Genomic DNA, 18,417 nt, shown 5'->3' on the forward strand with positions numbered 1-18,417 from the left:
AGATGATTGGTAATGGATTTAACCACTAGAGTCTTAGAAGGTTCTGGTTTGAGCATACCTATCTTTGATGGGTCGTATAACAATGGTAAGGGTAGATATTTATCTGAACCAGAAATCATTAAAAATTCTCTGCTCGAACAGATGTTTGAAGCAGAAGATTTACAATCTCTACTACTGGTTAAAATTGATAGTAAAAATCCAGATGCCAACCATTTAAGACAAAGAACCTTTCAGGATGGAATCCGACGCAAGTTAGCTTTCAGTTCTGGCAATAGTTATTACTTTGCTGATGGTTCACTGCATAAAAAAATTAGACGCTTATTCGCTACAGAACCGGATACTGCCTGCCGCTATGGTTCTTTACTAGTTAGTAATTGCTACAAAGGCTCAGAAACTTTTACAGGGCTGCGAGTCAAAATTGTGGACTTTGAAGATCCACAGTATGCTCATTATAAAACAGGAGACTGTCACGGCAAGATTTCGCCCCAACTTGCCAAACAATTGGGAGGAGAAGGGAATTGTCCATTCCAATTTCGGTTTGCCTGGAGGAGTAATTGGGCTGAACCAGATAATTCCCAGTGCCCAAAAACCAGCTTCTTATCCAAAGGTACTTTCCTACCCGATGCGAATTTGACTGATGTCAAAGGCTATGACATTATTATGGATCGTTCCTCAATTAAAGGCATTAAAAAGTCAGAACTCAAAAACTTAATACCCTGCGGTAACTATGAGTTTCCCCAAGCGGTAATCGGTAATCGAGGTAACGCCAAAGCTACCAGCTACGATAATAGTTGGCAGTTTACCATTTGGTACTCAGAAGAAGCAATCAAAGAAGATTTGAGCAAACCCACCGAAGAAAAAGCTAAAGAACTTGCCGAGTTGCAGCGTAATCCCTTGGTGTTGGCAAAATACATTATCCAACAATATGACAAACAACAGCGATCGCAGCAAGAGCAGTCAGAAGAAGCTTTTAACGAAATTGAGGGTAATGCTAACAATCAAGCACAGGAATCTCGCTGGATTTCCCTATTACGCAGCGATAAATATGGCCAATTGATTGAAACCCCCAAATTCCGCAAATTTGCTACCGATTACATAGCCAATCAATGGCGTGACTTAGCGATTAAGGGAGGATACAACCATAATTCGGGTATGGCAATGCCATGCGATCGCCTAACTCGTGGCACAATCTGTGTACCCCATCTACCGGAAGGAGATGTCATTCTCACTCGTTACCCCATCGTCAACTCAGACAACATCCGCCTCTACCAAAACATCCACGACCCAGAATTGAAGAAAACTCGCAACGTAGTTTGGATTCACCCCAAGGATGCCGAGGAATACCACCAAGCCGATTTTGACGGCGACCAATTAATGGTCAGCCCTGCGACTAAACTGCCTAATATTGCTCAAGAAACTCTCCGCGCAGGTGAACCAGGACGATTTGAGCCAGTTAAACAACGCCCTAAGCTGGCGTATACGGAAATTACAGATGAACAAGGCAACTTAAAATACAAAAACTTAGCAGAAATTGCTGCTGCCAGCAGTCAAAATAAAGTCGGGCTGGTAGCAACAAACATTGGGCGTGTACAGTCATCGATGCCCCAAAATGGTGAGAATGTGGAGCGATTTGGCAGACGACAAAGGAAGCTACTAAACCGTCTATTTCAGGCACTTCAAGTTGAGGTAGATTCGCCCAAAAGTGCAGAAAGATTAGAAGATATCAAGGAAATAGGTGGGGAAAATTTACTTGTCGATGCCAAAAAATGGTCAGAGTCTCACCCCAGTTACTTCTTTGACTTTAAGAAAGATGAACGACTTTATCGCTCCTTTGCCATGCCTGCGGATGCTCCCGGCTCAATTAACGTGATTGCAAGAGTTGTAGTCAATCCTTTGTGGGAACCAACACGCATTCGTAGTAGAGATAGGCATGAGTTTCGCTACCTATTTCCCAAAGAGACGCTATCTGTAGATGCCTTGGAATGGGCGGAGGAATTGAAAACAAGGTTTCAGCAAGCTAGAGACGAGATTAAGGAACGGGTGGGAGATGACAAGGAAGCCTTTAATGAGGAACTAGGAAAGCTCTACGAAAGCTATCGGGCGGAAATTGATGAATTATTCCCCACTTCAGAGGAACGATTTGTAAGTCGTGCGGACAAGCTCCGCCAATGCGTAGCGTCTCGCAGAGAAGGGGCGGCGGCACTGTGGCACACACAACATACCCGTCCAGAATTAGATCGGCATCGCAAAGACTGTTTAAAGCTGGCAGAACAGATGGAAATTACGTTTTCGTTTGAGCATGATTATGAACTGCCAAGCGTTGCATTACCACAGGATATTTATGTTTTGAGCGTTCCTTTCGGTGCAGGTGCTATTAAATGGAAAGAATCTTTAGAACAAAAGGGAATTAAATTTGATGCCACGATTCATCCTCAATTACCTCTGATTGAATTTGCTTTGAAAGACTTGTCCCCCAAAGTAGTTGATAAATTAGCAGCTAAATTTGGCGAAAACATTAACGATTTAGATGAACTGAATATCCCGAAGGATTTGAGAATTATTCCTCCAGCAGATCATAGTTGGGCAACATCACGTCAGGATTCAGGTGTTGGTGCTTTGGCATATAACCTGTTTACAGAGGAAGTATGTCAGCAGCTTCAGGATTTTCAGTTTGATGAAATTAAAGTGTTGGGTATCAAATACAATGACTTCGCCAATGAAAACTTTGCTAGTAAGCAATGGAAAAAGCGCAGCGTTACTTTGGAAGTGGGAGTTTTTGAGTTACCCGAATCACATCCAGAGTTTTATCGTTACAACGGTACACCGATATTACAGATTGATGGCAAGAATTTAGGTACTTTTGCTCCCGACAGCCCGAAACTGCCGATTGGTGCTACATTTGCCGCTACTTTGCAACCAGATGGCTCTAGTATTATCCTCAAGGTTAATCCTGAGTCAATCAATCTACCAGAAGTTCCATTATCGGAATCAGAACCAAAGTTAGATACTGCTGGGCAATTCCGAGCCATTCACCGTGAACTCTGGCGTAAGGAAATGTTTGATAATTTGGTAGGGGCGATCGCTACTACCTACGAACAGCGACAAGCCAATCAATCTGCAAGTAATGAAATTGAGCAGTTTAAGATAGGTAGCCATTGGACTGCTTATGTGCAACCCAGTGGTGATTTTATTGTCCGAAATGAAGGTAAGCGGACGATTTGTCGAGGTAATCTACAGACGGGTGAGGAGATATTTCCATTTTCAGAAGAACGTGCCAGTGAGCTAGAAGCGATGATTTTAGAGAGGGAACGATTACCTCACAGAAAACATGAATTATCACATAATGGACACCATATTAGCAGTCAGAATATAGAGTTGAACTAAAGTGGTAAAGGAGATTATTTAAATGCGCTAAATAACATAAGTAATTTTATAAATTTACGATTATCTTTGAAACCGCAATAGTAATTTTCCTTTCTAATATCTTGTAGAACATTAATCAGCAGGTTTAAAAACAAAAATTGGCACTCTGAGAGTTGATTTTCTAAGTTAATTTCATACAATCAAGGTAACATTTTCAATAGATATAGCAATCCTATCTGATTTGTGAAAATTATCGGTGTCCAGATCCCCGACTTCGTAAAAGTTGTCGGGGATCTAACTTTTCACGAATGATTTAGGATTGCTATAGATATTCTTGACAATGATTGACCTATCTTTTTTTCCATAATTCGTCAAACCTTTGCACCACTTGGAATGTAAGGTGCTTGTCGCCCCTTCAGGCACATACTAGATACAAGACGATTGTTAAAATATCTGAGGATTTTATTACCATAGAATTTCAAGGATATTTTACTGAATGATTTGACCAAAAAAATCGCCCTGACCCAAATCCTAATAGCAATTTATACCGAAACACGTAGATTTTTCTCTTAATTACTTTAAAGATGCACTAATTCTTTGTCCTGACTGCAAACCTTTAATTATTTACACCTTCCTACTTATGCAAACTCAAAATGTTGAACAAATATTTCAAGATGTTTTAGATGAGCTTTACCAAACACATCTGCCATCCAAGCATCCTTTCTTCTCTCGTCTAGCTCTGTTGCCACCAGAACAACTTCGTTCTCCCGATTTATTAGGAGAAATTTACCTCAGATACCAAGCAGCCTGTCATGCAACTCGTGTCATGGTTTACTTTATACCGCACTTAAATAGTCCTGCGCTCAGAGAGCGGAAGCTCAGAATTATTAGTGACGATGATAGTTGGCAAAATGGTGGTATTCACCATTATCAATTAAGTCAAGCTTTTGCTAATTTGGGAGCAAAATTGACCATCCTAGATGAAGAGTTTGGCAGTTTGGATGAATTACAAAAATACCTAGACCCTACTACTGCCAATTTTGTATCTTTAGTGCAGAATATTTATCCGCAGTCTCTAGGTCCTTTCTGTGTGGTTGAAATGTTTGCTTATGATTGGATGCAAGCATTAATGAATGCGCTGGCTCATTGTTTTCCATTTATTAAACAAGAGCCATACTTTACTGAATGTTTTGACCAAGGTATTGAAGAAAGACACGCCCAAGAAGCAATAGAATTAACCAGTATTATTCTCAACAAGTCACCACAATTATTGACTTCCACAATTGAAGGCGCAAACATGATGGCTATGGCGTTAGATCAATTTTGGTCTGGATTAGATAATTTATTGCAAGACATTCATCCTCACCCGCGCATCTTACTATAATTTTCACTTTGGGGATGAGCGAGATGAGAGAAATTTTCACCCAATCCTCATTGCCCCTTATCCCCAGAGGGGGCCCCACCTTCCCCAATCTTCAATTCCTTTTACGCTGTTAATAAATTTTGTTCAATATATGTGGCTTGAACAAAAGCTTGAAAAATTCTTTGATGATGGGGATCATTAACTGAAAGCTCTGGATGCCATTGCACACCAATTGCCCAAGGGTGATGTTGATGTTCCACTGCTTCAATTACCCCATCTTCTGGGGCATAGGCTACAACACGCCAACCATCTGGGACTTTGTGTACTGCTTGGTGATGCCAAGAAACTACCGATATGTGAGTATTCTGAACAAAATTAGCTAGACGGCTTTCTGCATTTATTTTGACTAAATGTTCTGTGGGTAAACGCTTTCCAGGTTCAGGATCTATCCGATGTAATACTGAATTACCATAAACCTCTGGGACGTGGGGAATGAGAGTACCGCCAGAAGCAACGATGAGAATTTGTAAACCCCGGCAGATACCTAACACAGGTAAATTATGTTGCATAGCATATTTAGCTAATTGCAATTCAAAAGCATCGCGATCGCTATCTACAGAATAAATGCTGGGGTGATCTAAACCTTCATACCACACAGGGTTAATGTCTCCACCTCCAGAGATGATTAAACCATCCAAAGGCTCTAATAATATCGCCGGGTCAGTTTCGCCTGGTGGTAATAATATGGGAGTACCACCGGCGGCGCGGACTGCATCTATATAAACACTTGGCAAAGAAAACGGTAATGCTTCTTGCCGACCGTTGGTTGTAATACCAATCAACGCTTTTCGAGACCTTCTACTCATCGTTTTTCTTTGCTCCTAGGGTTTTTAGAGTTTTAATTTGAGCTTCTGTGAGATTCACTGCACCTGTGATATCCATCCCTTCACACAGTCTGGGAGACCTGAGTGTTTTTTTCAACTCTCCTGTTTCTGTATGCCAAAGCATAATCGTGCCATCTTCACTACTACTAGCAAGAGTTTGACCATCAGCACTAAAGACTACAGACCAGATTCTTTCTTGATGTCCGGTCAAAGTTTGGTAGAGTTTAGCAGTTTTGATATCCCAAATTTCAATGATTGAGTTTCCCCCCGCACTTGCGACAAAACGACCTTTAGGGCTAAAAGCCACAGTCCGCACCCAACCAGTTTCTCCTTTCAAGGTTTGGATACACTTACCTGTAGTTACATCCCAGAGCTTAACTGTGTGGTCTTCGCTACCGCTCACCAGGGTATTACCATCTGGACTAAAACGCACAGACCGCACCCATCCATCATGACCAAAGAGAGTTTTAAGGCATTTACCTGTATCTACATCCCACAATTTGATTGTGCAGTCTTCGCTACCACTAGCTAAGATGCTGCTATCTGGACTAAAAGTTACAGACCAGAGCCAGTTTTTATGATTCTCTTGAGTTTGGCGGTATTCACCTGTACGAATATTCCATATTCTTAATATTTTGTCATCGCCACCACTGGCTAAATAACGACTATCTGGACTAAAAGCCACAGTCAAAATGCGATCAAAATGGTCTACTAAAGTTTTGCGATGTTGACCCGTTTGAGTATCCCATAATCTGATAGTTTGGTCGTCACTACCACTAGCAATCATACTACTGTCAGGACTCAAAGCAACTGCGCGTATTCTATTGGTATGCCCTGCCAAAGATTTACTTTCACCTGTATCTAAGTTCCAGAGTTTAATAGTTTTGTCGTCATTGCCACTAATTAATATGTTACTACGGGGATGAAAAACTAGAGACCAAGCCCAATCTGTGTAACCTTCAAGAGTTTTGAGACATTCACCTGTATGAGCATCCCAAAGTTTCACAGTTTTGTCATCGCTACTACTGATTAAAGTTTTACCTTCAGGATCAGTAAAGGTCACAGACCAAACTTTTTCTGTATGTTCTGATAAAGTCCGGTAGCGTTTGTTAGCATTAATATCCCACAAAATTACCTTATGGTCTTCACTGGCACTAGCCAAAATGCGAGAATTTGGTTCTGGGCTAAACGCTAGCGATCGCACTCTTTGGGTATGTCCTGCTAAAGTTTGGAGATACTTGCCGCTATGAATATCCCAGAGCCTAATAGTATGGTCATCACTACCACTGGCTAAAATTTTACCATCAGAACTAAAGGCAACTGTACGTACCCGCGCTGTATGTTGTCCTTCCAGAGTTCTTATGTAATTTCCCGTGTGTGCATTCCACAAAATTACTGTCCTGTCACTACTACCACTAGCTAAAATTTTGCCATCAGGACTAAAAGCAACTCCACGTACCCAATGAGTATGTTTTTCAAGAATTTTCCAGCATTCAGCAGTATGGATATCCCATAGTCTAACTGTTTTATCTTCGCTACTACTAGCTACTGTTTTTCCATCTGGGCTAAATGCTACTGACCAGACTCTTTCTTTATGTCCTTGTAATGGTCTCAAAAATTGACCAGTTGTGGTATTCCATAATCTGACGGTTTTATCATCACTACCACTTACTAAAATTTCTCCATCAGGACTAAAAGCCACTGACCTAATCCAATTTGTATGCCCTTCTAAAGTTAAAAGTTGGTGCCCTTTAGCATCTCTGAGGCGAATTTCACTTTTAGTATCACCCAAGGCAATCATCGATTTTTGCGAGTTATACGCCACTGCCAAAACAATCCCAAAGGACTCTGTAAACCGTGTTTTGTTTAAGTCTGCATTAACAACTTTTACATTACGTAAATCTGCACCTCTTAAATATGCTTGCCATACCGTGAAATTGGATAAATCAAACCCAGATAAATTGTAGTTGTGATAGCGTAATAGATTTAAAATATTACCCACAAGATATCCTTTGGGTAAATCCCTAATTTTTTGCTTTTGCTCCTCCAGTAATTTAACTAGTTTTGTATCTAACTCATTAACATTTTTAGCAATTGGTTTAATAATTAATTGTGTCTGGTTATTTCTCACATAGTCTTGGGCAGTAGCTTTGGCTAAAGCAAATCGATTAAAAAATTGCGTCTGTCCAGAATTTATCTCTTTACTTACCTGCCGAATCAGAATACCAGTCATATATTCTAATACGACATTTTGCAGGGTAAATTTACCATCAACGGCTTCAATTAATGAGCATCGTTTCAGGTTTTCTAAGGCATTAATCACATCAAAATATATTGGTTTTTCGGTAATATCCTCAAATAACTCTATAGTAGATACTGGCTCTCGATTAATTGCCAACCAGTACATAATTTCTTGTTCTAATTCTGTCAGGTGGGTAAATTGCTGCTCTAATAAACTTTCTATCCCTACAAACGGTGTCAAGGTAATTTCTTGAGATAAAAATTCCGAAACATTTCCGCTAAATAAATCTTGAATAAAAGTAGAGACTATTTTTAAGGCTAAAGGATTACCACTGTATAATCTTACTAGTTTTTGTATTTCCTCGTCTGTACCAGTAAGTTTTTTAGCCTCCAAGATTTTCATTACTTCTAAATCTTTTAAACCTTGGAGTTGTAAATAACAAATTAGCAAGCTTTCCCCTTCTTGCATAGCAATTTTTTTCGGTTTGACCCGACTTGTGAATACTAAACAACTTTGGTGATGTAATTCGCCGATCCGCTGAATTAAAATACTATAGTCTTGATATTCATCACGGTATTCTTCTGCATGGGAGCCATCCGCCAGGATTGATTCAAAATTATCTAAAATTAATAAACAACGGGAAGACCTCAAGTGCTCCAGCAGACGTGTGATTTTTTCATGAATATTACCTGTAGTATTAATTTCTTCTTGATTCGACAAAAATTTAATGATCCCATTCAGTATTATCTCTAACTTGGGAGCCTCTCGGAGACTACGCCAGATAATATAATCAAAATCTGACTTTAATTGTGTAGCCAATTTCACAGATAAAGCGGTTTTTCCCAGTCCACCCATTCCCAGCAACCCCACAATCCGACACCGTTCGTTGATGATCCATTGTCGGAGAGTAGCTAATTCCTCAGTACGCCCGTAAAAAGTTACAGTATCCGGTGCTTCTCCTAAATCTTGTTTACTGTTAGAGGAGCTTTTCTCAGCCACAGGAACTATCTGATGAGAGGTTCCGTTGATGAGTTCTGGTTTGTATTTAGCAAATAATGTGACTAATTCGGATTTTTTAGTGACATCAAATGCTCGATATAGTCTTTCTAGGTACTTTCTGACTGTCGCTGGCTGAATAACCAGAACTTGAGCGATCGCTTCGTCTAACTCCCCAGCCAAAACTAAACGCAACACCTCTTGGCGACGTGGCGTTAGTTTATCGAAGGTTTCATTCAACTGTTGTTGATTCATATCGTTTGGTGGCTTTCCACCTAACATCCGATTTAGTGACTAAGAATAGCTTACAATCTAAAACCTTTTGTGACACTTGTCACTTGTACGGAAATCTTGATTTTTTCAGATACTCAATTGATGAAGAATGTGGAATATAGTCACATTCTGATTGCTAAGGAGCCTTGAGCCAAAAGGCTTTGAGCCATCTAAACTCTGCTCACATATTTGACTACAGCCATACAAATAAAATTTCTCACTTAACTGCTTGACAGTAATCGGATCGGCATGAGATAGTTCTATACATGAGACAGTTGTCACAGATTACGACACTCGTTTCCTGGAAAAACCCAATTAAAAACTGCCCACTCAATCATGTAAGCAAATCCCCTGGTAGATTCCTGTTCACAAAGGTGACACCTTTCTTTCCAGCAATTGAACGGTTGACACATTTGTAATTTTTAACTGAGAGTCTAGCACTGGTGTAGCATAAGGTTGCATAACTATGCCCAGAGAAACTAGCGAAGCGAATGAAGTTGACAGAATTGTGACTCGGCTGCGGGTAATTCTTCTTACTTGTTGGCATGAGACTGGATTCGGTCACATAGAAGTCAAAAGCGAACGAATTAAGCGTGGTCAAATTGCGGTGACTATCATGGGTTCTACCCACTATCGATATGTCATCAATAACGAGGATTTACAGAATTGCATCAATAACGAGGATTTACAGAATTGGTTGATGGAGGAGAAGAAATCGAATTACGCTACAAGTGAATACCAAATCTCAACACAATTGAATAAACATCACCAAACAACTGAATAATTAGATATTCTTCTCAAAAATCAGTAAAGTGTAGGTATAGTTGTGACGACTAACCAATAGCAAGACAAAGAAAATACAGTCAAAAATGTGCAAACCCTAGCCATGATAAATGTGATTTTTACAAGGCAGGAAAAGTTTATCAAACTTTTCCTGCCTTATATTTTAAGGGGTGATTGATAGAAAAAGTTAGCAAATTTTTGGAGTGCATAATTATGAAGACTCAACAAGAAAACAAAAACAACATCTTATTTCGGTTAGCTTCAAGATGTTTAAAATGCCTGCTACTGTTTGTATTTGGCTTGGCGATTACCTTTGTTCTTTCTAGTCTTGTGGGATTAGGAGGTGTGACTCAAATGCTGTTACCTATGATTGCAGACTTGTTGTCAAAATTGACTATTATTCTAATATGTTTGTTTGCTGCCGCCATAATTATCGAGTCTTTACTAAAAAAATGAATTCATCAGCATCTCATAGATGGCTAATGATTCAACACCGTTTAGTTAAGGCTAAAAATCAATATCTATAGGAATCATACTTGAATCTTGCTAAGTATGCTGAGGAACAAACCTTTGTATGGGAAGCTTCTAGCCAATTTGGTTTTTCAGAAATCAAATATGAGTCCTATATGTAGGTTGAATTGAGCAATAAAATTCCACCTATGCGAAGCTTAATGTTTTGCACTCCGCTCTATCCAACCTACAATATACTTGACTTTGACTGAAATGTATTGCAATGCATTAGGAGGAGGAAACTACCTTAGTTTGATTGGCATGACTATGAACCAGAAGATATTACCCCAGAAACTCCTGTGAGCCAAAAAAAGTCAGCCGATGAAAACACATTGACTGTCCTCAGATCATTGCGGATATTTAAGTTTCACAGGATTAGCTTTGTTCCTTAGTGCTTTTGTGGTGCAAAAATCAATTTTTTAACCACTAATGATAGCCAACCTTTGATGTGGCAGGACTACTTTTTGATATGCATCGTTCCCAGGCACATGAGTGGATGCATCGATTGCAGCCAATCGAATAAACGACTTTGGGGGAGAAGATGTCACTACCGAAACGCCATCTAGAAAGCATTGAAGCATTTTTGTCACGGTTTCCAGGATTCCAACCAGGGCAAACGCATCTAAATTACTCTTGATCACAACGAAGGTTAAGAACCAACGAAAAAATCAGGATTTCGCGTTTAATTATTTTTTAAGCCCCAAAGCGATCGCCTAATTTTTTCGCAATAAGCAAGAGTTAATGACATTATCTTTAACTCTATTGAGAATAGGCTTTACTTATTGACATGATGCGGCCGCCCTGGGATTCCAACGGTGATGATTGATGGGACAGAGAACAGATTTGCCCGTCCTCAATATCCTGAATAACAAAAACAGAACTACTCCGGTAAAAAGAAACGTCATACGCGTAAACACTTGGCTGCGGTTGATTGTGATTTGAACGATAATTTAGCCAAACGGTCACGAAATACTTCAAAAGTAATTGTCACTTAAAGGATAAGATGGCCGTTTTTAAAGGATAAAGTGGCCGCTCCAATCAAGCTGGAATGCTTATTTTTCCGTTGCACACAATCTGCGGCGATAACTTCGTTAAGCTTCGCTAACGCATTCAAATCTCTTAAACACTCTTCCCTACTCAGTTCTGCTTTGCGGTCACTTTATGCTTTAATTTCGGCCACTTTATCCTTTAAGTGACAATTTTTGGTCAGGGTATGATTCACAATTTGGTCATCTAGGGGATAAAAGCACATTGATGAAACCAAACAGATCAGAAGTATGAAATTGAAATCCTCTGCACAATCCATGAATAACGAACCAACTCCTAATTCTCATTCCACAATCGAACTGTCGATTACCCAAGAACGCTTGCGCCAAGCACGTTACAGCTTTAACCTGTCCTTGATTGCTACCACAGTATCTTTCTTTATTGGCTTTGTAGGCGCTGGGCTAATTTTATCAAATAAAATTCCAGAAGGAACTGTTGCTGCTGCTGGAGGTTTGGTTTCAAGTGTACGTTGCATTCAACTTGCTAAGGACGCGAACGATAGACTTGACAAGGTTTTAGCTGAAATAAAGAACGAAAAAAATTAACTGCCAAAATGACAGGCTTGACTTCCCCTCTGTAACTATACCAATTAGCGATCGCTCAACTGAGAGCATCCCCTTTTCATGATCACCAAAAGTGGACAAGACCCTTAATTCTGGTTGAGTCGTCACCCCAATAAATCTTCCCGGTAGTGCTGTCAGAAATATTGGCAAACCGTGGGGTCTGCGAACTGTCAAGATTAGCCAACTGGACGACTTATAAATCGCCATTTGGTCTAGCTGCTTCCAGATCAAGTCTTGTTAGGCTAACTGCTAAGGCAATCAGCTTTGAGTACCTATGGCTACCAAAACACTGACCAAACCTAAGCAAAGACAAAATTCTCAAAATCGCTCATGGGAAAACCTGACAGATCGCCGCAAACTCCGCCATATTGAAAACACATTGGATAAAGCGATCGCATCCTCAATTCAAGATGATTCTATCCAGTCCCACGAAGACTTTAAAGCCTATGTAGAAAACTACAGCCAGGAATCGGGTAAAGCCCCCATCACAGTAGAACTCTGTGTTGGAGGCGGGGATGATGACGAGATTAGAGGCTATCGCTTCTACCTCACCAGCGATCCCAACCACAGAACCAGTGGCAAGTACCTGATTAAAAACCTCGAAGGAATTACCAACAAAGATGAAAACTACTTCACCCCTTCTAACATTGCTGAAATTTGCGGTTTTGCTGAAACAGAACTAGACGATCTCGATGATGAATTAGAAGATGACCTGCTCGATTTAGATGAAGAAAATGAAGAAATAGATGATACAAACGACGGACTGGACGACCTATTAAATGACGATTTCAACACCAAACTTGATGACCTAGATGACTTAGGTGAAGAAGACGAGCCATCTGTTAGTCGTGTTAGCGCAGCCCAAACTAAAACTCAAGCCAAAACTTCAACTAAAACCCAAAGTAAGTCTCAGCTTAAAACACAACCTAAAACTCAGGACAGAGCTAAGACCAATAAAACTGCTGCCAAAAACTCCAAATCCAGAGAACCTCTAGACGAAGCTTCGCGTTTAAGTGCCACAGCTGCCACCAATGGACGAGAAGTAAATGGGGTGAATTTAGCAGGACTAGCTGGACAATTGGGAACTCTGGGAATTGTTGTGGGACAGGGAGTTTTGGAACAGCTAGCAGCCGAGGCTGATGAAAAGCGGCTTGAACGAATTCTCAAAGAACTGCAACGGCAAAATGACCAAGTAGATAACATAGCCAGTCGTTTGCAAGAAGCAAAGCCGGACTCATCGGAGTCTCAAAAGTCTCAAGATTTTCAAACTGTATCTGAAGAATCAGTCACAGACAATCCACTGGCTGTAGCTGCTACCAAAATCGGCTCGAAAGTAGACAATCTTGGTGACAAACTAGACCCCAAATACCAATCTCAACCATTTGAATTAGATAAGGATGCCAGTGTTAGCGAACAGCTTGACCAAATTGAAGCCTACCTGAAAGTTCTTTCCAAGCGACTTGACCGTTTAGAAATGGTAGTTAGCCGATTGGAAAAACAGATGGCAGCATCACAGAATAATTCTACTGTTGTCGAGTCAGAAACTGATGCAGATATTGTCCAACCTAACTCTGCTAACCAGCCACCAGCAGACGTTGACATTTTAGAACATCTGACGAAACGCCAAGCACAGCAACAACAAGCTGCCTGTGCTGATGCTTTAGTGGGGTTTGCCAAAGTTGCTGGTGAGTTATTTGACCAATCTCCCCAAGCAGGTATCGCCATTTCCAGTAACAAAACTTTATGGGTGGAAGCACAGGACAAGCAGGTAGCAATTGCCTTAGAAAATACCCAAGCTGAAACACTCTTTGCTGGTACTCGCACTCAGGGACAGTGGGCGATCGCACAAGACAATCTCAGCCCTGATGAAAAGGCTGGCATTTGCAAACTGCCACAGTCGAAAGAAGAATACGCCCTCAAAGCCAGCACCCAAGCATTAATTCAAAAATTTCAAGAACAACTACCTAACCATTTTAACAGCAACGATGAACCGACATTCACCTGGACTGAAAAGGGCAAAGTCAAGTACGAATTTGAAGTCGTGAAACTGCCCAATAATACACGGCTACTTCAAGGATTTAACCCTAATCGTAACGATGAACAAGTGCTTGATGCCGTTTTAGTACCAGGGCAGCCCCCGGAGATTTTGCAGTGCAGCATCCCCCTGCGTGAGATAGAAGCGCTACTAGACAATCAGCAATCAACTCGCTCTACCCAAGCCCAGACTGATAAAGATACTGCAAGCCAACGTCAGAAACAAACTCAAAGAAAAGCCAGCAAACCAGAAATGCAAGTTTAATTTTACCCAGAAGAGAAAAATGAACAACACAAAATCTCACATTTCTCAGTTAAAACTGCTGCTATCTCGTAAATTTTCAAACAACTTGAGAAACCTGAAAATCAACCGCACAGACTTACTTTTCATTTTACTATGTCTTGTGATTGGAATTTATTTGTTAGCTACCAAACCCATATTCGTCACTATTTTGGGATGTGCCACCATTGTTTTCTTCAGTATTGGGTACGTAATTCGCACAGTACCAATTCTAGAAAAGTATTTAGGTAGAAAAATTCGCTTTTGGCATATTGTTGCCGCCATTATCACTGTTACCGCTTTACTCGATACCTTTACAACTCCAGCCCAAGCTATTTTCTTAAGCGGGTTGGAAAGCTTCTTCAACAATTTAGCCCAACAAAGTTCCCAAGCCGGAGGCGGTTCCACTAGCACTTTGGATGCCAACGTTGTTGGTTTAACATTCAACCTCATCCGAGGTGCATTCTTGCTACTGGTTGCTGCTGCTTCTCTATTTGCCTATAACCAAGCACAGCAAGGTAACGACTGGCGACCGATTGTTACTCAAGTTGGTTTAGCGTTCTCCATCGTAATTGCCATTGATGTTATCACTTTCATATTTGTCGGTAATGGCACAGGAACAACATCAGCCATCAGGTAAACCCAACTTGAATTTTATACCCATTAAATAAGAATTCAGAAGTCAGAAAACATTCGTCAGAATGCAGCACCAAAGAATTACACAAATATGGCACAAGACAATCAAGAATTCATCAAAGTCAATCGGATTCTAGGCAAACAAGCCAGCATTGGGCCAATTCCGGCTGAACAGCTACTTCCTTGGATTGCCATCATTGTAGTTTGCTATGTTCTCACCAATGGTTTACTCAGTTTGGGTATGGGTTGGTTCTTTGCCACCTCATTCTGGCTAATTATCAGTTGGTGGATTCTCACAGGCAAACAGCCCCATCAGTTTTTAGATCGATGGCGTAATCCACCGGGAACAGAGTGGTGCAATAGTAACAGCATTTACATCTCACCGATCCCCGAATATCGACCCTGGTGGGTACGTCGGCGTTACGCAGACTCGCAAGTGCAAATCCGATTCAAGCCGCTGATTGTACCGAATCAATATGGAGGCAAAAGTAAGCTCATGCCCTTCCAAAATGAGGTAAACATCTGCTGTATTGCAGAAATTAAGAAAGATGATCGTGAAGTGGCTGCCCTGTTATTGGATAAAGGCAACTCTCAGTATCAACTCGTGTTTGGGTTTCGCATCGCTGGACTGCATGACATACTCCATGAAAATGAGGTCAGCGAATTTGCCCACTCTATCGAAGAGGGTTTGAAAGAACTACCCCCCGGTGAAAAAATTACCTTTTGTACAGGCTGTTATAGTGATGATACTGAGTCATATCCCCTACAGACAGGCTCTACCAAGGGAGTACCGCACAAACACCAAACCCCGCTTACTGCCTTAGCAGACGATTGCCACTTGAAACCAGTTTCTGTGCTGCTTCGCAACGAGCAATTGCGGGTGGAACAACTCAAGGAAGCAGGTTCTCGCCAAATCTGGAATCAAATTGCCTTCTGTACTTGGACGAGCGATGATGAAGCTGGTTCACAGCAAAAGGATTTTGTGGGTGGACTGATTGAAAAATGCAGGAAATTTGGCTCTTGGGCAGTTGAACTGATTACAGGGAATAAGCGCATTTACCAAGAGGAGTTTTTCAAAAAGCTATTACTGCAAGGGTTTCAGCAAGGATTTATCCAATGGGAATTGCTGCTCAATACCAAAATTGGCTTAGAAGTAACACCTTGCAATGCTACAGATTTGTGGCAGTGGCTTTGGAATCGATTTAATGAGGGTGCAGCACCTCCTATTCCCCAAGTCATTACACTGAAGGAGACTGAGACGGGACTGGAGTTAACAGAAACCCTAACCACCGATAAGCACATCTGTACATTACTGATTGAAGGACAACAAGGACGTTCCGCTTGTCCCGAACATCGGGGAGATAATGACCGAGTTTACCTCACAGGTAAAAGCAAGGTTTGTGGAGTCATGGTTGTAACAGATCCCCCCGTCGGTTGGTCTAATGCCCAAGAGCAGCTAAAGTGGGTCTGGAAAATCCTTGCTTCCAGCTACGTCCACGATACAGAAGCTTGGATTGAAATCAGCCGCAGCAATGACTTCTTAATCCAAGACAACCTAGCGCGTCAGGCAAAACAATCCAAAACAGCCCGCACTTTAGCCATAACCAAAGGACAGGGACGGGACGTTGGAGCGGAAATCAAACAGGAGGAATCCTTTGAAGCCCAACGACGACTTTATGAAGGCACGAAAGCGTTGCACTGTGCGCCTGTATTTCTAGTTTATCGTCACAGTGCCCAAGAGTTAACCCACGCTTGCAACTTATTGGCTAACAGTTTTGAGACTGCCAAAGTCATTCGAGAGCGTAATATTGCTTGGGAAATTTGGCTGCAAACCCTGCCGATTACCTGCAAATGGTTGCTGCACGGAGGTAATCTCAGCGAACGCAGAATAACTTTAGATACCCATACTGTAGCTGGAATTATGCCCCTAACTGTCCCCAAGGACATCGATAAACAAGGTGTGGAATTCCTTACCAGCCGTGGTGGCAAGCCTATTTATGTGGATTTATTTCATCAACAGATTGGACGCGCTCTAATTACAGGTACTTCCGGCTCAGGAAAGAGCGTTTTGGGATGGCGTTTTGCTTTAGAGGCATTAGCGAACAATATTCCCGTTGTTGGTATGGATATCTCTGCCAGTGGTAACAGCACTTTCAAAACGGCAATTGAGCTTTTGGGGGAACAAGGAGCATATTACGATATTTCCAGTGGCAGCAGTAACCTACTGGAACCGCCAGATTTACGACGGTTCGACAAGTCAGAACGGGAACGGCGCATGGAATCTTGGAAGGACTTTATTCGCAAAGCATTAACAGCGATCGCTATGGGTAAAGTCGAAAACCCACATTTAGCTCAACGGGTTGATGCCTTGCTAGTCAAAGCTTTGGACGTATTTCTAAAAGACCCAGAAATTATTACTCGCTACAACCAAGCCTTTGAGATGGGCTGGCTTTCACCAGAATGGCAGCAGATACCCACGCTACCAGATTTCGTCAAGTTCTGTACTAGAGAACGTCTCAATCTGAGATCCTTTGAAGAGATTGACCGACAGGCACTTAACCAAATCCAAAATCAGGTTAGCGCTTTACTAGCATCTAGGTTAGGCAAAGCGATCGCTCGTCCCAGCACTTTTTCCCCAGTTCCGGCGATTAAATTCTTTGCTCTCAGTGGATTGAGTAACGAACAGGATGCTTACTTGATGGCAATTAACGCCCATAGTGCTTGTATCCGTAATGCCTTATCCCATCCCAAGAGTTTGTTTATTGGCGATGAGCTTTCAGTGCTTTTACGTAAAGATGGCTTTGCCCAGATCATAGGCGAAACCTGTGCCACGGGAAGGAAAGAAGGCATTGCTGTTCTGCTGTTGTCCCAAGACCCGGATACCATTTGCGAGTGTTCAACAGGCGCTCAAATTATGCAGAACATGACCTACCGGATTACCGGACGTATTACCAGTAGCGGTATTGCTTCTTTCCAACAGTATCTGAGCTATCCCATCAATATTATCAGTCAGAATGCAACTGAAGCATTTTTGCCCCGTACCAGCGACCTTTATTCTTGCTGGCTAGTAGAAACAGGTGGTAGATTCTGGCGTACCCGCTTTTACCCTGGAGAAATGATGCTGGCCAGTGTTGCCAATAACCAGGATGAACGGGAAGCACGAGAACGGGTGATGGCTCAGTATCCAGATACCGCTAAAGGCAACCTGTTAGGACTGAGAGCGTTTACCGATGCTTACATTCCTGCTTTGAAGGAAAACAAAGGGTTTAAGCATATTGGCAAAGAGATAGATCAAACCCCAGTATTGCGCGATTGGTTACGCCCAGCCGTAAGTCCTGCGGACAGGCTTAACCAAAGCGGAGCATCTCTGCAAGGAGAAAGCGATCGCCCAGAGAATAACGATGGCCAACAGGCTGAAAGTAGCCTGATTGCAAGTTGATATA

General features: G+C 41.6%; 11 protein-coding genes. 8 read left to right on the forward strand and 3 right to left on the reverse strand.

The annotated features are described in order from the left end of the window. Positions 1–12: 12 nt before the first annotated feature. Both ACYTXL_RS11720 and ACYTXL_RS11725 read left to right on the forward strand, forming a co-directional pair. A complete protein-coding gene (locus tag ACYTXL_RS11720; protein WP_461924895.1) occupies positions 13–3,384 on the forward strand; it encodes a hypothetical protein in 3,372 nt (1,123 codons plus the stop codon). Positions 3,385–4,003: 619 nt separating this feature from the next. Then, positions 4,004–4,747 (forward strand): hypothetical protein, encoded by a 744-nt coding sequence (locus tag ACYTXL_RS11725; RefSeq protein WP_461924896.1) that lies wholly within the window; start codon positions 4,004–4,006, stop codon positions 4,745–4,747. A gap of 101 nt (positions 4,748–4,848) precedes the next feature. On the opposite strand, the gene ACYTXL_RS11730 is transcribed toward ACYTXL_RS11725, so the two are convergent. After that, positions 4,849–5,592 (reverse strand): gamma-glutamyl-gamma-aminobutyrate hydrolase family protein, encoded by a 744-nt coding sequence (locus tag ACYTXL_RS11730; RefSeq protein WP_461924897.1) that lies wholly within the window; start codon positions 5,590–5,592, stop codon positions 4,849–4,851. Continuing rightward, positions 5,585–9,103, reverse strand: coding sequence for a WD40 domain-containing protein (locus ACYTXL_RS11735; RefSeq protein ID WP_461924898.1), 3,519 nt, complete (start codon positions 9,101–9,103; stop codon positions 5,585–5,587). Before ACYTXL_RS11735 ends, ACYTXL_RS11730 begins: the two co-directional genes overlap by 8 nt. A gap of 484 nt (positions 9,104–9,587) precedes the next feature. Between ACYTXL_RS11735 and ACYTXL_RS11740 the strand changes: the two genes are divergently transcribed. From ACYTXL_RS11740 to ACYTXL_RS11750, 3 genes are all read left to right on the forward strand, one after another. Next, a complete protein-coding gene (locus tag ACYTXL_RS11740) occupies positions 9,588–9,905 on the forward strand; it encodes a hypothetical protein (RefSeq protein ID WP_461924899.1) in 318 nt (105 codons plus the stop codon). Positions 9,906–10,117: 212 nt separating this feature from the next. Continuing rightward, on the forward strand, positions 10,118–10,360 hold the full coding sequence (locus tag ACYTXL_RS11745) for a hypothetical protein (RefSeq protein WP_461924900.1): 243 nt from the start codon (positions 10,118–10,120) through the stop codon (positions 10,358–10,360). Positions 10,361–11,691: 1,331 nt separating this feature from the next. Continuing rightward, positions 11,692–12,006: a TRADD-N-associated membrane domain-containing protein gene (locus tag ACYTXL_RS11750; RefSeq protein WP_461924901.1), complete on the forward strand. Its 315-nt coding sequence runs from the start codon at positions 11,692–11,694 to the stop codon at positions 12,004–12,006. Here the strand turns inward: ACYTXL_RS11750 and ACYTXL_RS11755 are convergent. Further along, entirely contained in the window at positions 11,977–12,231 is a 255-nt protein-coding gene (locus ACYTXL_RS11755; RefSeq protein WP_461924902.1) for a hypothetical protein, read from the reverse strand. The genes ACYTXL_RS11750 and ACYTXL_RS11755 overlap by 30 nt on opposite strands. A 67-nt stretch (positions 12,232–12,298) precedes the next feature. Here ACYTXL_RS11755 and ACYTXL_RS11760 point away from each other — a divergent pair, with 67 nt between their 5' ends. The 3 genes from ACYTXL_RS11760 to ACYTXL_RS11770 all read left to right on the forward strand — a co-directional run bounded on the left by ACYTXL_RS11760 (position 12,299) and on the right by ACYTXL_RS11770 (position 18,413). Next, a complete protein-coding gene (locus ACYTXL_RS11760) occupies positions 12,299–14,323 on the forward strand; it encodes a hypothetical protein (protein WP_461924903.1) in 2,025 nt (674 codons plus the stop codon). 19 nt (positions 14,324–14,342) lie between these two features. Next, on the forward strand, positions 14,343–14,978 hold the full coding sequence (locus ACYTXL_RS11765; RefSeq protein WP_461924904.1) for a hypothetical protein: 636 nt from the start codon (positions 14,343–14,345) through the stop codon (positions 14,976–14,978). A gap of 87 nt (positions 14,979–15,065) precedes the next feature. Continuing rightward, positions 15,066–18,413 carry a hypothetical protein gene (locus ACYTXL_RS11770; protein WP_461924905.1) on the forward strand — a complete coding sequence of 1,116 codons (3,348 nt, stop codon included), beginning with the start codon at positions 15,066–15,068 and terminating at the stop codon, positions 18,411–18,413. Positions 18,414–18,417: the final 4 nt, after the last annotated feature.

It is taken from the genome of Nostoc sp. (assembly GCF_054880495.1).

Bases quoted from the DNA above. Each gene is read 5' to 3' on its own strand.
- ACYTXL_RS11720 (WP_461924895.1), top strand. From the start codon at position 13: ATGGATTTAACCACTAGAGTCTTAGAAGGTTCTGGTTTGAGCATACCT.
- ACYTXL_RS11725 (WP_461924896.1), top strand. From the start codon at position 4,004: ATGCAAACTCAAAATGTTGAACAAATATTTCAAGATGTTTTAGATGAG.
- ACYTXL_RS11730 (WP_461924897.1), bottom strand. From the start codon at position 5,592: ATGAGTAGAAGGTCTCGAAAAGCGTTGATTGGTATTACAACCAACGGT.
- ACYTXL_RS11735 (WP_461924898.1), bottom strand. From the start codon at position 9,103: ATGAATCAACAACAGTTGAATGAAACCTTCGATAAACTAACGCCACGT.
- ACYTXL_RS11740 (WP_461924899.1), top strand. From the start codon at position 9,588: ATGCCCAGAGAAACTAGCGAAGCGAATGAAGTTGACAGAATTGTGACT.
- ACYTXL_RS11745 (WP_461924900.1), top strand. From the start codon at position 10,118: ATGAAGACTCAACAAGAAAACAAAAACAACATCTTATTTCGGTTAGCT.
- ACYTXL_RS11750 (WP_461924901.1), top strand. From the start codon at position 11,692: ATGAAATTGAAATCCTCTGCACAATCCATGAATAACGAACCAACTCCT.
- ACYTXL_RS11755 (WP_461924902.1), bottom strand. From the start codon at position 12,231: ATGGCGATTTATAAGTCGTCCAGTTGGCTAATCTTGACAGTTCGCAGA.
- ACYTXL_RS11760 (WP_461924903.1), top strand. From the start codon at position 12,299: ATGGCTACCAAAACACTGACCAAACCTAAGCAAAGACAAAATTCTCAA.
- ACYTXL_RS11765 (WP_461924904.1), top strand. From the start codon at position 14,343: ATGAACAACACAAAATCTCACATTTCTCAGTTAAAACTGCTGCTATCT.
- ACYTXL_RS11770 (WP_461924905.1), top strand. From the start codon at position 15,066: ATGGCACAAGACAATCAAGAATTCATCAAAGTCAATCGGATTCTAGGC.